The sequence below is a fragment of the Myxococcus virescens genome (assembly GCF_900101905.1).
Classification (GTDB): domain Bacteria; phylum Myxococcota; class Myxococcia; order Myxococcales; family Myxococcaceae; genus Myxococcus; species Myxococcus virescens.
This window is the reverse complement of record NZ_FNAJ01000005.1, coordinates 355,582-370,406: the sequence shown is the minus strand read 5'-3', so window position 1 is coordinate 370,406 and position 14,825 is coordinate 355,582. Positions and strand designations below refer to the sequence as shown.

General features: G+C 70.8%; 14 protein-coding genes. 7 read left to right on the top strand and 7 right to left on the bottom strand.

Annotated features, from left to right (window positions below; translation table 11 throughout):
* Positions 1-46: 46 nt before the first annotated feature.
* The 5 genes from BLU09_RS17635 to BLU09_RS17615 all read left to right on the top strand — a co-directional run bounded on the left by BLU09_RS17635 (position 47) and on the right by BLU09_RS17615 (position 5,315).
* Positions 47-604, top strand: a complete 558-nt coding sequence (locus BLU09_RS17635) for a hypothetical protein (RefSeq protein ID WP_090490705.1) — start codon at positions 47-49, stop codon at positions 602-604.
* A 173-nt stretch (positions 605-777) separates the two neighbouring features.
* A complete protein-coding gene (locus BLU09_RS17630) occupies positions 778-1,995 on the top strand; it encodes a hypothetical protein (RefSeq protein ID WP_090490885.1) in 1,218 nt (405 codons plus the stop codon).
* Entirely contained in the window at positions 1,992-2,264 is a 273-nt protein-coding gene (locus tag BLU09_RS17625; RefSeq protein ID WP_090490704.1) for a hypothetical protein, read from the top strand. Before BLU09_RS17630 ends, BLU09_RS17625 begins: the two co-directional genes overlap by 4 nt.
* Positions 2,261-2,845 (top strand): HMA2 domain-containing protein, encoded by a 585-nt coding sequence (locus tag BLU09_RS17620; protein WP_090490703.1) that lies wholly within the window; start codon positions 2,261-2,263, stop codon positions 2,843-2,845. Before BLU09_RS17625 ends, BLU09_RS17620 begins: the two co-directional genes overlap by 4 nt.
* Before the next feature lie 37 nt (positions 2,846-2,882).
* A complete protein-coding gene (locus BLU09_RS17615; protein WP_090490702.1) occupies positions 2,883-5,315 on the top strand; it encodes a heavy metal translocating P-type ATPase in 2,433 nt (810 codons plus the stop codon).
* Between the two features lie 3 nt (positions 5,316-5,318).
* Here the strand turns inward: BLU09_RS17615 and BLU09_RS17610 are convergent, their stop codons facing one another.
* The 7 genes from BLU09_RS17610 to BLU09_RS17580 all read right to left on the bottom strand — a co-directional run bounded on the left by BLU09_RS17610 (position 5,319) and on the right by BLU09_RS17580 (position 11,162).
* Positions 5,319-5,834, bottom strand: a complete 516-nt coding sequence (locus BLU09_RS17610; RefSeq protein WP_090490701.1) for an SgcJ/EcaC family oxidoreductase — start codon at positions 5,832-5,834, stop codon at positions 5,319-5,321.
* Between the two features lie 86 nt (positions 5,835-5,920).
* Positions 5,921-6,409 carry an Hsp20/alpha crystallin family protein gene (locus BLU09_RS17605; protein ID WP_090490700.1) on the bottom strand — a complete coding sequence of 163 codons (489 nt, stop codon included), beginning with the start codon at positions 6,407-6,409 and terminating at the stop codon, positions 5,921-5,923.
* 144 nt (positions 6,410-6,553) lie between these two features.
* On the bottom strand, positions 6,554-7,810 hold the full coding sequence (locus tag BLU09_RS17600; RefSeq protein ID WP_090490699.1) for a hydroxymethylglutaryl-CoA synthase family protein: 1,257 nt from the start codon (positions 7,808-7,810) through the stop codon (positions 6,554-6,556).
* Positions 7,811-7,859: 49 nt separating this feature from the next.
* A complete protein-coding gene (locus BLU09_RS17595; protein WP_090490698.1) occupies positions 7,860-8,897 on the bottom strand; it encodes an alcohol dehydrogenase catalytic domain-containing protein in 1,038 nt (345 codons plus the stop codon).
* 47 nt (positions 8,898-8,944) lie between these two features.
* Positions 8,945-9,685: a CoA-transferase subunit beta gene (locus BLU09_RS17590; protein ID WP_011554268.1), complete on the bottom strand. Its 741-nt coding sequence runs from the start codon at positions 9,683-9,685 to the stop codon at positions 8,945-8,947.
* Positions 9,682-10,479 (bottom strand): CoA transferase subunit A, encoded by a 798-nt coding sequence (locus tag BLU09_RS17585; protein ID WP_090490697.1) that lies wholly within the window; start codon positions 10,477-10,479, stop codon positions 9,682-9,684. Before BLU09_RS17585 ends, BLU09_RS17590 begins: the two co-directional genes overlap by 4 nt.
* The gene (locus tag BLU09_RS17580) at positions 10,476-11,162 is read right to left on the bottom strand and encodes a TetR/AcrR family transcriptional regulator (RefSeq protein WP_090490696.1); all 687 of its coding nucleotides are present in this window, start codon (positions 11,160-11,162) and stop codon (positions 10,476-10,478) included. The genes BLU09_RS17585 and BLU09_RS17580 overlap by 4 nt, the downstream gene beginning before the upstream one ends.
* Before the next feature lie 153 nt (positions 11,163-11,315).
* On the opposite strand from BLU09_RS17580, the gene BLU09_RS17575 reads away from it, so the two are divergent.
* Positions 11,316-13,424 carry a two-component system sensor histidine kinase NtrB gene (locus BLU09_RS17575; RefSeq protein WP_090490695.1) on the top strand — a complete coding sequence of 703 codons (2,109 nt, stop codon included), beginning with the start codon at positions 11,316-11,318 and terminating at the stop codon, positions 13,422-13,424.
* Positions 13,414-14,772: a sigma-54-dependent transcriptional regulator gene (locus tag BLU09_RS17570; protein ID WP_090490694.1), complete on the top strand. Its 1,359-nt coding sequence runs from the start codon at positions 13,414-13,416 to the stop codon at positions 14,770-14,772. Before BLU09_RS17575 ends, BLU09_RS17570 begins: the two co-directional genes overlap by 11 nt.
* Positions 14,773-14,825 lie beyond the last annotated feature (53 nt).

Genomic DNA, 14,825 nt, shown 5'->3' with positions numbered 1-14,825 from the left:
GGCGGGGTTGTTCCGCGCTCACCGAGGGGAGAGAGTGGGCGCAGCGATGAGTGAATCTCCTGATGCGTTCCTGCTCGGCATGTTCCAGAAGTCGGGCCTGGCCTGTGGCTCCGTGGACGAGGCCTGGCAGCGCTCCGAGTACCTCTATCCCTTGCTGGGCTGGCTGACGGCGCGGTTCCCCGAGCCCACAGCCTTCCAGATTTGTGCGGAGTGGCTGCGGCTGGCCGCGACGCGTGTCGAGGGCGCCACCGCCGCCGCGGACCTCTTCGCCCAGGCCCGCGGTGAGGCCTATCGCCAGGGGCATGTCATCGCGGGGGCGTTGGGGGATCTGCGCAACGCGTCCATCCTCGAACAGAAGCCCGCCGTCGCCGCGTTCGCGGACGCCGCCAGCCACCTGTGTGAAGTCTGGGCCGCGGTGACGACGAACGAAGCGGACGCGGAGACGAATCCCTGGGCCCGCGCCAAGGCCGCCGCGGGCGCCATGGTGACGGCCCTGGTGGAGCAGCGAGGTCAGGACGAGAAAGACCCGGCGGCGAAGGCGCAGGCGCGTGTCGAGCTCACCGAGCTCCTGCGCACTGCCCGGGCCGCCATCACCGTCCGTTGAGGCAGCCGTCAACCCGGCGGCGTAGGCGTTGCCCCGCGGGACCGGTTCTCCCGGTCCTCGAATCCCCCTAGCTTGAGTGCGCCGATTCCTGGAAGCCCACATCGGATGCACCCCCCACCAGCCGTGTCGCGTCCTCCAGGTCTGGCGCGCACGGCTGTTCCGCACTCATGCCCATGACACGAACCGCTCCATTCCACCCGGAAGATGCCGCGACGTCGGCGGCCACACTGCACCCGTTGCGAGACTTCGCCGAGAAGCTCGGGCGTGAGTTGCGCTTCGAGGACATCCGTTCGGGCGCGTGGCACGCCCGGCTGGTGACCGCCTACGTGCGCCACTACGAGGCGCGGCGCGCCGGTACCGCGTCCGCCGTCCGTGCGTCCGAGACGGATGCCCTCATCCGGCGTGCCAGCAAGGAGGCTGCGCTGGTGGGGGCAAGCGCCGCGGGTATCTCCACCAGCGCGGCCATGTTCACCCTGGACACTGGCTTCGTGGGGGCACTCGTGGCCGTCCCCGTGGCCGGAGCCGCCATGGGATTGGACACGATGCTGCGCTCGCTCATCCAGGCCCGGATGATGTGCGACGTGGCGTCCGCGTTCGGCGTGCGCATCGACCCGGATGACCCGTGGGACCTGCTCCACCTGAACGCCCTCACGTCGGGCTCGGAGACGTGGGAGGACTCGGACCACGGCGGTGCCGGGCTCGTGGGCCGGATGCTGACCGAGGACACGGAGGCTGCGGAGCGGAAGCTGGGCAACCGCTTGATGGGAGAGGGCGTGCTGCGAAACCTCCTTCCCTTCGCCAGCGTCCTGACCTCCTCCGTCACCAGCTGGCGGCACACTCGCCGGCTGGGCGAGGCCTCGGTGGCGTATGCGCGCTACCGCTGCGCCCTGGACGATGCGTTCTCCGCCGTGCGCGCCGTGGACGCGCGGTGCGTGGAGCTGCTCATCGAAGGCGCCTGGTGCCTGTTCGGAACGGATGGGGTGCTGCGGTCCGAGGCGACGGTCATGCTGGCGCACCTGCTGCGCAACAGCCCTTCCGCGGCGCGCAAGCGGCTGCTGGAGCGCCTGGGCGAAGACGAGGCGCAGTGGGTCGAGCGTCTCCACGAGGTACCCGAGCCCGCGCGGGATGCCTTCCTGCACGCGCTCGAGGTGATTGCCGCGGTGGACCTGTCCATGTCGAACGCGGAGTGGTTGCTGCTGCGGCAGGCCGCCGCCGCGCTCAACCGTCCGTTGCGCCGGGAGCGGGTGCAGGCCCTGCTGAAGCAGTTCCGGACCCACGGCGTCGTTCGTGCGCCGCAGGGCGACGCGTTCGAGCCGCGCGAAGGGCGGATGCCGTCGTCTCCCGTCGCCGGGCTGGGCGCTGACGCCCATGCCGCTCCGGGGGGGCTATGAAGACAGCGGTGGCATTCCTGGCGGGCGTGGCCAGCGGCTGGATGGCCCGGAGCACCGTCGACAACTCACGCGGCGCGGTCGTCTCCGTGGCGACGGCGGCGTTTGATTTGGTGGCGTGGATGCGGCGGGTCATCGCCACCGAGCGTGAGTACCTCTCCGACCTGGTGGCGGAGGCGCGCTCGCGGGCGAGCCTCCATCAGGCCCACAGCCGGCGTGCGGCGGACAGTGGCGCCCGGCCCGTCGCGGACAGCCGAGAGGGGCACGCATGAGGCTCGACCCGGACTCGGGCGCCATCGAAGGGGAGTGGTTGTTGCTCGTGCACCACTCCCCGGGCCGGCTTCGTGTGCGCGCGAGCTGCTTCCGAGATGACTCGGACCTCGCGGACCGCGTGCGCGGTGAGCTGGGGGAGACGCAAGGCGTGTTCGGCACCGTCCATTCTCCACTCACGGGCAGCTTGCTCGTCGAATACAGCCCGGACGAGGCTGATGTGGAATCGCTCCTGGCGGCCATCATCGACACAGCGGGCCTGGACGGCATCGTCGATGCCAAGTTCATGGCGAAGTCGCGGAAGGCCCCGGCCGAGCACGTGGTGAGCGGCGCCCGGTGGCTGGACGGACTGGCGCGTGAGCTGACGGGGGCGGGCCTCTACGAGTTGATTCCCGTGGTGCTGACGGCCACGGGCATCTACTCGCTGGTGGCGAACCCGTCGCAGAAGGGCTGGCTGCCTCGCTGGGACAACGCGCTGTACTGGGCCTACAGCGTGTTCCGTGACGGTGTGCGGGAGCAGGAGCTGGAAGACGCCGCGCGCGTCAGCGGGACGGTGGCCTTCCGGCCCCGGCCCCACGCGTGAGGCCGCGGTTGCACTGCGTTCAGCTCGGGGGGCGTTCATGCGGGCGGAGGTGGAGTTCCTGAGTGGCATGGCGCGCGGCTTCAAGGGGCGCGCGCACGATGTCCTGGATGGGCATCAGCGGCCCGTGTCCGTCCACGTCACGGACGTGGCTCCGGGCCGGCTCCTCATCCGAGGCGCGGCGGAGGATTCCAAGACGCTGCGCCAGTTGCTCGGCTGGCTGGAGTCCCGCCCCGAAGTCCAGGTGGCCACGTGTCAGCGCAGCACGGGCCTGGTCAAGGTTCACTACCAGGAGTCCTCGCGCTTCCCTGGCGCGTTCGCGCTGCGGGTGCGGGACTTCGCCTTCACGTTGCACCAGCTTCCGCCCAAGCCATTCCAGGTGGAGCTGCTTCACGCAGTGCCCGGGCGCGTGCGCCTGCACGTCCGAGGGCTCGAGGACGACGACATCCTCAAGCTGGCGGCCTGGGCCGCGACGCTGGCGGGGGTGCACAAGGCGAGCGCCTCGCCGGCCATCCATTCGCTGGTGGTGAGCTTCGACCCGGAGATGCTCAACGCGAGCCAGTTGATGGCGGCGCTGCGCACGAGCGACCCATCCACATGGCCCGCCGCGCCCGAGCCGCCCCGGCGGGAATGGGCCGCCACGGTCTTCAATTCGGCGGTGCTCGCCGCCTGCGTCGTGAATGCGGCGCCCATGCCCGTGCTGGCCACGGGGGTCGCGTTGACGGGCCTGCCGCTGGCACAGCGCGCCTTCCAGTCCGTCGCGGAGCGGCGCATCACCGTGGACCTGCTGGACCTGGTGGCGGTGGGGGTGTCCCTGGCCACGGGGCAGGTGCGGACCGCGGCGCTCATCACCTCCCTGCTGGGCATTGGCGACTTGTTGATTGAGCGCAGCGCGGACCGCGCCCGGTCCGCCATCTCCCGGTTGATGCGGCTGGAGGTGCTGTACGCCTGGCGGCTGCGGGTGGACGGGGAGGTGGAGCAGGTCCGGGCGGACCGGCTCAAGGAGGGCGACCTCATCGTCGTGCACTCGGGGGAGAGCGTACCCGCCGACGGGACGGTGGTGGCCGGCACTGCGTGGGTGGATGAGAAGGCGCTCACGGGTGAATCAGAGCCCCGGGTCCGCGAGGCGGGAGACCGCGTGCTGGCCGCGTCCGTGGTGGGCGAGGGCAGCCTGCGGGTGCGGGTGGTGCGCGCGGGCGTGGAGACCACGGCGGCGAAGATTCTCCACATCCTCGAAGGCGCAGGCGCCAAGCCCATGACGCTGCAGGCGAAGGTGGACTCGGTGGCGAACGGCGTCGTGCTGCCGACCTTCGGGCTCGCCGCGGCGACAGGGCTGTGGACGCGCGAGGCGTCACGGCCCATCAGCATCCTCATCACGGATTTCGGGACGGGTGTCCGCATCGTCGTGCCGGCGAGCGCGCTGGTGGCGATGACGCTCGCGGCGCGCCAGGGCATCCTCATCAAGGGGGCGCAGTACCTGGAGCGGCTGGCGCAGGCGGACACCATCGTCTTCGACAAGACGGGCACGCTGACGTTGGGTGTCCCGGAAGTGGTGGACGTCATTCCCACGCGGGGCTGGGACGCGCGCGAGGTGCTGTCGCTGAGCGCCGCCGCCGAGCTGCGTCAGTCTCATCCCGTGGCGGAGGCGGTGCGCCGGCATGCCCAGACGCAAGGCGTGGAGGTGCCGCAGCCCGAGGCGGGACTGGAGGAGTTCGTCCTGGGGCGGGGCGTCTGCGCTCAGGTGAACGGGCGCCGCGTCTGCGTGGGCAGCGCGCGCTGGATGCAGCAGCAAGGTGTGGACCTGACGGACGCGGGCTCGGCGCTGGCCTGGTCCGTGCCGCGCGATGTGGCCACCCTGTGGGTCACCGTGGATGGCGCGCTGGCCGGGTGCATCAGCTACGTGGAGACCCTGCGGCCGGAGAGCGCGGGCGTGGTGCAGGCCTTGAAGGAGAACGGGCGCCGGCGCATCGTGCTGCTGTCCGGGGACTCGCCGTCGCGGGTGGCGGAGGTGGCGAGCCGGTTGGGCGTGGACGAGGCCATCGCGGAGCTGCTTCCCGAGGACAAGGCCACGCAAGTGCGCGCGCTCCGGCGCCAGGGACGCATCGTGGCCATGGTGGGGGATGGCATCAATGACGCCCCGGCGCTCGCGCTCGCTGACGTCGGCATCTCCTTGAGGGGGGCGACGGACGTGGCGCTGGAGACGGCGGACGTGGTGCTGCTGCGAGGCAGCCTCGATGACCTGTTGCTGGCGTTCGACGCGGGCCGCGACACCCTGGCCCGCGTGCACCTGGGGCTCGGGCTGGTGCTGGTGCCCAATGCCGTGGCCATGGTGCTCGCGGCGCTGGGATGGCTGCCGCCTGTCGCCGCCGCCGTCATCAACAACGGCTCCACGGTGGTGGCTGGCTTCGCCGCGCTGGCGCCGCTGTTCCGTCAGGCGCGCGCCGCCCAGCGCGAGGATTCCACCACCCACTGAGCATCAGGGCATCTGGGGGGCGGCCGCCTGGGGCCTGGGCTTCACGTCCGTGTTCTGGCCGGCCAGGATCTGCCACTGCCCGTTCACGTGCTTCATCACGTACCGCATCTGCGTGCGCAGCAGGCCGGGCTCGGTGTCCTGGACGCCGGGGGGCAGGCTGGGATGGCCCGTCACCTCGTGTATGGTGTCGACAATGGCCAGGTCATCCTGGATGAACTGGACCTTGCGCACGGTGACCTGGCTCTGGCTGCCCTTGAAGATGGTGGCGAAGATGCCCGCGTGGCGCTCCTGGATTTCATCGCGGCCTTCGAAGACGGTGCCCACGATGTTGATGAAGGCTGCGTCCGGGGCGAAGTCCTTGGACCAGGCCACCGCGTCCTGGCGGTTCCAGGCCTCCGTCTGATCATTCACGAGCTGGAGGATGTCCGCCTCCGCTGGCGTCGTGCCCGGGGTCGCGCACGCGGACGCCAGCAGGAGGAGGGTGGCCAGGGAGGAAAGGGGAAGGGCGCGGCGCATCATTTAGGGAGCCTTCTTTCGGGAAAAGCCGGTTGTCGTGCCAAGTCCCATAACACGGTCGGCTTCTCCCGTGCGCCCCTCCCGGTGCCTCAGGCCTTCGCCTTGTCACTGCGTTCGCCACCGCCGACCTTGATGCGCTTGGGCTGTTCCTCGGACTTCTTGGGGATGCGCACGTTGAGGACGCCACTCTTGAAGTCCGCCTGGACGTCGTCGGCATTCACGCCTCGGGGGAGCGTGAAGGTTCGGCTGAACGAGCCATAGTTGCGCTCGTAGGCGTAGTAGCGGTCACTTTCGTCGCGGCGCTCTTCTTCTCGCTTGCCGCTGATGGTGAGCCGGTTCTCCGCGAGGGTGATTTCCAGGTCCTTCTCTTCCACGCCGGGGACATCGGCCTTGAAGATGAAGGCATCCTGGGTCTCCTTCACCTCGAAGTCGGGCACGAAGCCGCCTTCCCGTGTGCCCTGGGGGCCGAGCATCCGACCGAGGTCGAATCCCAGGAGCTCCTGCATGCGCTCGAAGGGGTCCCAGCCGCGTGGGGCTCCCAGCATGCCTCCGCCTCTGCGGGCAGGTAGGTCCGCCATGATTCCGTCTCCTTTCAGCCGTGCCTCGTTCGTCGAGGCAGGGGTTCAGGGATTCACGGTAGGGAGACGGCGGCAGAAGGGGAGGCACCGGGGAGCCTGCCGGTGCCTCGCCTCGCGTCTGGGATGGGCGCCCGGCGCCCTGCGTCAGTTCCCTTCGGCGTACTGACGGCGGTGGTCGCGAATCTCCGTCAGCCGGAAGGCACCGGGCGACGGGGCCACGGCCTCGGGTGCATCCGCCGGCAGCTTCATCAGGCGCTCGTATTCCTCGATGGAGACGCGCTCGCGCCGGGCGAGCACCGCCTCCAGGTCCGCCTTCGCCATCCGCTCGGCCGCCTTCTCGCCCACCGTGCCGGAGTAGAATTCGGCCGCGCAGCCGCTGCCGTAGGAGAGCAGGCCCAGGCGCTGTCCCGCCAGCACGCCGGCCTCGCGGTGCAGCAGGCCCGCCAGCGCCAGGTAGAGGGACGCGGTGTACACGTTGCCGATGCGCGCGTTGAGTCCCAATGAAGTCGCCACCTGGGCGTCATAGCTGGCGGCCGACTTCGCCCGCGCCTCCCGCGACTCCGGCGTCGAAGCCGCCGCGTCCGCCGCGTCCTCCAGGTCGCACAGGCGCAGCTGGGTGTGCGCCTTCCGGGCCATCTTGCAGAAGGGCACGTGGTAGGCGATGCGCGCCAGCTGTTCGCCGGGCAGTGTGTCCGACCAGCGGACCAGGCCCGCCGCCAGGGCCTTCTCGCGCCAGCCCCGGTAGGCGCCGGACAGGGCCTCCAGGTAGCAGGTGATGGAGTAGTGCCCGTCCACCAGCGCCTCTCGCCGGCCCACGGGCCGCCAGAAGTCATACACGTCCATGGTGCACACGCCGTTGAGGCCCACGTCCATGGCGAGCAGGTCGGGTTGCTCGGAGACCAGCAGCGCCACCGCGCCGCCGCCCTGGGTGGGCTCGCCCGCGGTGTGCAGGCCGTAGCGCGCGATGTCCGAACACACCACCACGGCCACCTTGCCCGCGCCCGCGCCGGACGCAATCCACTCCACCGCCGCCATCAACCCGGCGGTGCCGCCGTAACACGCGTGCTGCGTGTCATAGGTCCGCATGGTGCGCGGCAGCTTCAGCAGGCCCTGCACGTGCGAGGCGACGGGCTTCGAGTGGTCGATGCCCGTCTCCGTGCCCACCACCAGCATGCCGATGCGGGACGGGTCCACGTCCTGCTGACGGATGAGGCGGGCCGCCGCGGTGGCCGCCAGGGCCACGGTGTCTTCGCCGGGGTCGGTGACGGCCATCTCCCTGGCGCCCAGGCCCGCCGTGTACTTGGCCGGGTCCACGCCCCGTGCCCGGGCCAGGTCTTCGATGTCCACGTACCGGGACGGCACCGCGACCGCCAACGCTTCGATTCCCACGCGCTTCTTCATCGGACTCCTCGATTCCTTGTCGTGCTCTGGATTCCAGCCGCCGCTTCGCTCACGCCTCGGGGGGCACCAGCACCAGCCGGCCCGCCACCTCGCGGTTCTCCAGCCGGAAGTGGGCCTTCGCGGCCTCGGCCAGGGGCACCGCGTCCGTCACGAACTGCCGCACGCCGCCGGTGGCCGTCAGGCGCAGGGCTTCATCCAGCTCCGCCTGCGTGGTGGCGTAGGCCCCCAGGATCTCCAGCTCCTTGACGATGACGAGCCCCGGGTTGAGCTGCACCATCCCCGACTCCAGGTTGCCCACCACCACCACGCGGCCTCCGGGCGCCATGGACTTCAGCGTCTGGTCGAACGTGGCGCTGCCGACGATTTCGACGGCCACGTCCACGCCCGCGCCCTGGGTGCGCTTGCGGACGTCCGACGCGAAGTCCAGCCCGCGCGACACGATGACCTCGTCCGCGCCCGCCTCCTTCAGCGCCTGCACCTTCGCCTCGCTGGACGTCACCGCGATGACGCGCGCGCCGTCCAGCCGCGCGAGCTGCACGGAGGACAGGCCCACGCCGCCACTGGCGCCGGTGATGAGCACCGTCTCGCCCGCGCGCACCTTGCCGCGCGTGCGCACCGTGTGGACGGCCGTGCCGGTGGTGCAGCACACCGTGGCCGCCTCGTTCCAGGGCAGCGACGCGGGCACCCGGCCCAGGCCGCCGATGGGGGCCACCATGAACTGGGCGTAGCCGCCGGCCAGCTCCTCGCCGAAGAAGCGGTTGTCCGTCTTGCAGAGGCTGTTTCGGCCGCTGCGGCACAGGGCACAGTCGCCACACGACATGCGCTGGAGCGTCGCGGCGCGGTCGCCCGTCTTCCATCCCGGCGTGTCCGGGCCGACTTCAATGACTTCACCCGCGGCCTCGTGGCCAAGAATCGCGGGCACGCTGGTGCGGGGCAGGTTGCCTCGGCGGTTGATGACGTCGTGGTAGCAGACGCCACAGGCATGCACGCGCAGGAGGACCTCGCCACGCCCGGGACGGGGCATGGGCACGGTCTCCATCTTCAGGTTGCCCGCTTCACCAAAGCTGCGCAGTACGACGGCTTTCATCTGGGAGCCTCCGTGCATCTGAATTCGTGGAAGGGGAAGGGCCCGGCTCAGGCGCCGACGAGCGCGTCGCGGTAGCCGTGCGGGTCGATGGCGCGAATGGCCGCCACCGTGCGGGCATCCGGCAGCGAAGTGACGGACAGCGCTTCGGAGACCTGGAAGGCGAAGCCCGTGCGCTCCGCGATGTGCTCTTCCGAGGCCCATGGGTGTCGCGCGAGCAGCCGAGCGCCGGACGCGCCCAGCTCGAACACGCCCAGGTCGGAGATGAGCGTCACCGGCCGGCGCGGATCTCTCGTGGTGGCGACCTGCACCTCCGGCACCAGGTTGCGGCGCGACTGGCGCGGCACCAGGAGCACCGGCCGGCGCACCCACTGCCGCAGCGTCGCGGCGCCCGCCACGCCGGGGAACTTCGTCCGCGGCTTGTCCAGGCTGCCGCTGGCCGTCATGTTGGTGCGGCCCTCGGCATCCACCTCGGCCGCGCCGAAGAAGACGGTGTCCACCCGGCCGCGCCGCGCGTGGTCGAACAGGTCCGGAATGGTGATTTCCGCGGACCGGCCATCCAGGTAGCCCAGGTCCTCGGAGGAGGGCAGCAGCGTGGGAATCTCCGGGTCCAACGAGCCCACGCAGGCCAGGTACGTCAGGTCCGGCGCGTGCGTCGCGCGCGCCACGGCGATGGCCAGGATGGCCAGCGGTGACGCCACGCCCGTGGCCACCACGCCGCCGTCATCAATCTGCCGCGCCAGCAGGGAGACCACGGTCTCCGCTGGGGTGATGTCCAGCGTCGCGCTCATGCCGCCCTCCGCGTCAGCACCGTTTCCAGGAAATCCGCTTCACGGCCCGTCTCCGCCAGAGACAGGTAGCGGGCCAGCATCCCGTCGTCGTGCGGGTAGAGCCCGGCGCAGCCGGTGGGCAGGGCGCCGCCGGGCGCCAGGACGATGCGATCCACCTGGAAGCCGGGCAGGGTGGCGCGAGGCAGCTTCGCCACCCGCTCCTCCACCGTGGCAATCACCCGCTTCGCCGCGCCCGCCACCAGCAGGTCCGTGGTCGGGTCTTCCATGTAGAGGTTGCCGCGCTCGTCCGCGGCGCGCGCGTGGAGCAGCGCCACGTCCGGATAGAAAGCAGGCTCCACCGCCACGCGCAGGCCGGTGAAGGGGTCCTCCACCGTGGGAGGCGGCTCCGTCCGCGCCAGCCCGGACACGTCCGCGTCCGGCGCGGGGATGAAGGGCAGGCCCATGGACGCGGCGCGCAGCCGCTGGACGACGCGGTAGCCATCATGTTCGCGCCAGGCGAGGGTGCCTTGCTCCATGGCTCGCTTGAGGCAGGGCATGGGGCGCACGCGGCCCTGGAGGCTCAGCGCGCCGAAGGCAATCTCCAACCTTCCCAGACAGCCGCCCGCCACGAGGAACTCCGCGGGCAGCGGGTTGGGGAGGGAGATGAGGCCCAGGTCGCGCTTGCCCTGCGCGATGAGCTCCATCACCAGCGCCATGGGGGCGCGCCCCAGCATGAAGCCGCCGGTGGCCAGCGACGCGCCATCCGGAATGGAGGCCACCGCCTCCTCCAGCGAGCACCAGCGCGCCGTCTTCATGCGCCCTCCGAATCCGTGCCGGTGGCCGACGCGCTTGGCACCATGCGCAACGGGGCGGGCCCTGCCTGTCCCGCGGTGTCCCCAGCGGCGGCGAAGGGCGGGAACAACATGCCCACCATGCCGTCGGCGATCTGCTCATCCGTGAGGCGCCCGTCCGGCTTGAACCACTTGTAGATCCACAGCACCATTCCCAGGAACGAGAAGGCGCCCACCGTCGGGTCCACGGGGCGGATGAGGCCCTGCTGCGAGGCCTGCGAAAAGGCCTCCTCCAGGAAGTCCACGTACTTCTTCTTCCGGGCGTCGATGAAGGCGCGCGTCTCGCCGGTGAGCGTGGCGTGCTCGTGGAGGATGATGATGACCTCCTTGCTCCACCCCCGCGTCACCAGCAGGATGTTGTGGCGCATGCACGCGCGCAGCCGCTCCACCGGATTCGCGATGTCCTGCACCCGCGAGAGGACCTGCTCCTCGAACAGGTCCATCCCGTAGTTCATGATGGCGAAGAGCAGCTGCTCCTTGTTCTGGATGTGGTGGTAGAGGCCCGCCTTCGTCATCCGGCACGCGGCGGCGATCTCCTGCATCGACGTGCCCTCGTACCCCCGGTCACAGATGAGCCGCGCCGCCGTTTCAAGGATGGCTCGGTAGCGCTCGCCCTCGTCCGGCTTCCGTCCTCCGGTGTTCGTCACGTCTGCTCCCTTCTGGAGACCTACCGACCGGTAGGTAGCAGCGCCCGACGCGGAGTGTCAATCGCCAAAGTCGGCCCCCGGGCCGGCGTGCCTCCTGATTTCCCTGCTATTTCAAGGGGTTGGGGAGGGGCTGGCGGTTAGACTCCGCGGGCCATGCGGTACGCGCTCGTCCCCATCCTGTTGCTCTGTGTCGCCCTCACGACGGTGGGCGTGGGGGTGTTCACCCTGTTGGAGCGCAACCGGGAGGCGCAGTGGCACCAGTTCGCGGTCGAGCGCCAGGCCCAGTTGGATGAGGCCACGCGCGGGGTGGCGGAGACGCTGGAGGACGTGGCGGAGGACCTGCGCTTCGCCGGGGAGCTGATGTCCCAGCCCGGCACGTTGGCGGAGCACCGGCGGGAGATGCGGGCCCTGTTGGAGGCGGTGGGCCAGTACAAGGTCCTCATCGCCTACGACGCCAGCGGCAAGGAATGGCTGCGCATGTTGGACCGGCGCATGGGCAAGCAGGTGGCGCGAGCGCCCGTGCTGGCGCAGATGGCGGAGGCGGCCCGGCGGGCCCTGCTGCGGCCGCCGGGGGACGTCACGCTGTCACCTCCCATGGAGGAAGGCGGCTTGGACTCGCTGCGGGTCATGGCCACGGCGCTGCCCGTGGATGAGCAAGGCCGGCCCGAGGGCGCGGTGGCGGTGCTCGTCGACACGACATCCTTCTTCACGCCGCTGCGCATCGTGACGTCGGACCCGGACGCGCGGCTGTTGCTTCTGGGCACCTATGGCCAGCCGACCTCCGCCAGCGACGCCACCCTGGCGGACTGGTTCCGGCGGCTGGAGACGGAGGGCGCTTGGGTGCCAGGCTTCACGACGCTGGCGGCCCGCATGCGCGAGGGGGAGCGCGGCGCGTTGCCGCTGCGCGCGGAGGAGGCCGAGCGATTGGGTCTGGGCCGCTCGGATGCCATCGCCGTGTTCACGCCCATCCGCGTCCGCGGTGGCAGCCATTGGGCCGCGGCCACGCTGGTGTCTACCGCGACGCTGCGATCGCATCAGCAGGCCCTCATCTGGCGGCTCCTGGCCGCGGCGCTGCTCGTGGCGCTCTTCCTGGTGACGTTCGCCGTGTACGTGGTGCTGGCGCAGCGCCGCGCGGCCGCCTTGCGAGAGAGCCGTCAGCACGCGGACCAACTGGCGCACCTGCACGACAAGACGCAGAAGATTCTCGACCACATTCCTTCTGGGGTGCTGGCGCTCACCGTGGACGGGCGCATCAGCGCGGTGAACCAGGTGCTCCGCGAGCGCATGCCTCCGGACGCCATCGGCGCGCCGTTGGAGACGGCGTTCCCCCAGGCACCGGCACCCGTGGTGTCCCGGATTCGCGCCCTGGTGGAGGCCGCCGCGAGCGAGTCGCGCGCCCATGGCATCCTGGGTGAGACGCTGGTGCTCTTCGGCGAGGAAGGCCGTTTCAATCTCCACGCGGTGCCGCTGGAGGCGCGCCACCCGGAGGTCCAGACCTTGCTGGTGGTGGAGGACCTGAGCAACGTGCGCGCGCTGGAGACGCAGTTGCTGCGCGCGGAGAAGCTGGCCACGGTGGGGGTGCTCGCCGCCGGTATCGCGCATGAGATTGGCACGCCGCTGGGCGTGGTGCGCGGGCGCGCGGAGTACGTGCTGGGCAAGCTGGGCAAGGAACACCCGCAGGGGCCTGGCATCGCCGTCATCATCGAGCAGATCGACCGGGTGAGCCGCACGCTGCGGCAGCTCCTGGACTTCTCGCGCCTCCAGCCCACGGCGGTGCGGCCGGTGCCGCTCATCTCCCTGCTCCGGGACGTTCAGGAGCTGCTGCGCATGGAGGTGGAGCGGCGCGGGGTTCGCTTCGAGGTGACCGTTCCAGAGACGCTGCCTCCCCTGGCCGCGGACCCGGACCAGCTCCAGCAGGTGCTGGTGAATCTGGCGCTCAACGCCTGCCACGCGTGTGGCGAGGGCGGGCAGGTGACGCTGTCCGCGGCGGTGCCGGAGGCGGAGCCGTGGGGCCTGGTGGCGCTCACCCTCCGCGACGACGGCTGCGGCATTCCCCGGGAGCACCTCAATCAGGTATTCGACCCCTTCTTCACCACCAAGAAGCGGGGACAGGGCACGGGACTGGGCCTGACGATGGTGGCTCACGTCGTGCGCAACCATGGTGGCCGGCTGGAGCTGGAGAGCGAGGAGGGCCGGGGCACCTGCGTCACCGTGCTCTGGCCCATCGCGAAGCCCAGCGCGGAGGAGCGGTATGTCGGTTGAAGGACGCATCCTGGTCGTCGATGACCACGTGGACATGGGCCTCATGCTGCGGGAGCCCCTCACGGACGCGGGCTACGTCGTGGACCTGGCCACGGGCGGCGAAGAGGCCATCCGGATGGCGCGCGCCCAGGCCTACGACGCGGTGCTGTGTGACTTGCGCATGGAAGGGGTGGACGGCCTGGACGTGCTGGAGGCCGTGCGGGCGCTCGACTCGGACATCCCCGTGTTGATGATGACGGCGTTCGGCGGCGTGGAGAGCGCGGTGGAGGCGATGAAGCGCGGCGCGTACCACTACTTCACCAAGCCCTTCCGCCTGGATGAGGTGCTGCTCTTCCTCGAGCGCGCCTTGAAGGAGCGCAGGCTCCAGGTGGAGAACCGGGCCCTGCGGCGCGCCGCCGCCGAGCGCAGCGGGCTGGGGGCGCTGGTGGGGCGAAGCGCGGCGATGCGGAACCTCTACGAGCTCATCGACCGCGTGGCCTACGCCCAGGCGGCGGTGCTGCTGCGAGGCCCGAGCGGCACGGGCAAGGAGCTGGTGGCGCGCGCGCTGCACTTCCAGGGGCCTCGTGCCTCCGGGCCCTTCGTGGCGGTCAACTGCACGGCGCTGCCACATGACTTGCTGGAGAGCGAGCTGTTCGGTCACCTCAAGGGGGCCTTCACCGGCGCGACCCACGCCCGCCGCGGCCTCTTCGTGGAGGCGGATGGGGGCACGCTGTTCCTGGACGAGATTGGCGACATGCCATTGGAGCTCCAGGCCCGCCTGCTGCGCGTCCTGGAGGACGGCGAGGTGCGCGCGGTGGGCGCCGACGGCAGCCGCACCGTGGACGTGCGCATCGTCGCCGCCACGCACCAGGACCTGGACGCCCGCGTGCGCGAGGGCCGCTTCCGCGCGGACCTGTTCTACCGGCTCAATGTCGTGACACTGCTGTTGCCTCCGCTGGCGGAGCGGCGTGAGGACATCCCCTTGTTGGTGGAGCACTTCACGGCTCGCGCCCGCGCGCGCAACCCTCGCTCCCGCATGCAGTCCCTGTCTCCGGAGGCGGTGGCCGCGCTCGCGACCTTGCCTTGGCCGGGAAACGTGCGTGAGCTGGAGAACCTGATAGAGCGGCTGGCGGTGATGGTGGCGAGCGAAGTCGTGGGGCTGGAGGAGTTGCGCCCACACCTGCCACCCGAGGCGCCGGAGGTGCAGCCCTTGGTGATGGCGCAGCACGCGCTGTGGCCCCTGCGGCGGCTGGAGGCGGAGTACATCGCGTGGATGGTGACACGCTGCGGCGGGAACAAGACGCGCGCCGCGGAGGTGCTCGGCATCGATGTGTCCACCATCCATCGGCGCGAGCGGGAGCGCGGGTAGGGGCGCGCGAGACACCGTGGTAATCCGCCAGGGACGTCTGGCGTGATGCAACG

Coding starts and splice junctions, on each gene's coding strand:
- BLU09_RS17605 (WP_090490700.1), bottom strand. CDS start 6,409: ATGGCGGACCTACCTGCCCGCAGAGGCGGAGGCATGCTGGGAGCCCCA.
- BLU09_RS17615 (WP_090490702.1), top strand. CDS start 2,883: ATGCGGGCGGAGGTGGAGTTCCTGAGTGGCATGGCGCGCGGCTTCAAG.
- BLU09_RS17585 (WP_090490697.1), bottom strand. CDS start 10,479: ATGAAGACGGCGCGCTGGTGCTCGCTGGAGGAGGCGGTGGCCTCCATT.
- BLU09_RS17595 (WP_090490698.1), bottom strand. CDS start 8,897: ATGAAAGCCGTCGTACTGCGCAGCTTTGGTGAAGCGGGCAACCTGAAG.
- BLU09_RS17620 (WP_090490703.1), top strand. CDS start 2,261: ATGAGGCTCGACCCGGACTCGGGCGCCATCGAAGGGGAGTGGTTGTTG.
- BLU09_RS17590 (WP_011554268.1), bottom strand. CDS start 9,685: ATGAGCGCGACGCTGGACATCACCCCAGCGGAGACCGTGGTCTCCCTG.
- BLU09_RS17610 (WP_090490701.1), bottom strand. CDS start 5,834: ATGATGCGCCGCGCCCTTCCCCTTTCCTCCCTGGCCACCCTCCTCCTG.
- BLU09_RS17635 (WP_090490705.1), top strand. CDS start 47: ATGAGTGAATCTCCTGATGCGTTCCTGCTCGGCATGTTCCAGAAGTCG.
- BLU09_RS17600 (WP_090490699.1), bottom strand. CDS start 7,810: ATGAAGAAGCGCGTGGGAATCGAAGCGTTGGCGGTCGCGGTGCCGTCC.
- BLU09_RS17570 (WP_090490694.1), top strand. CDS start 13,414: ATGTCGGTTGAAGGACGCATCCTGGTCGTCGATGACCACGTGGACATG.
- BLU09_RS17630 (WP_090490885.1), top strand. CDS start 778: ATGACACGAACCGCTCCATTCCACCCGGAAGATGCCGCGACGTCGGCG.
- BLU09_RS17625 (WP_090490704.1), top strand. CDS start 1,992: ATGAAGACAGCGGTGGCATTCCTGGCGGGCGTGGCCAGCGGCTGGATG.
- BLU09_RS17575 (WP_090490695.1), top strand. CDS start 11,316: ATGCGGTACGCGCTCGTCCCCATCCTGTTGCTCTGTGTCGCCCTCACG.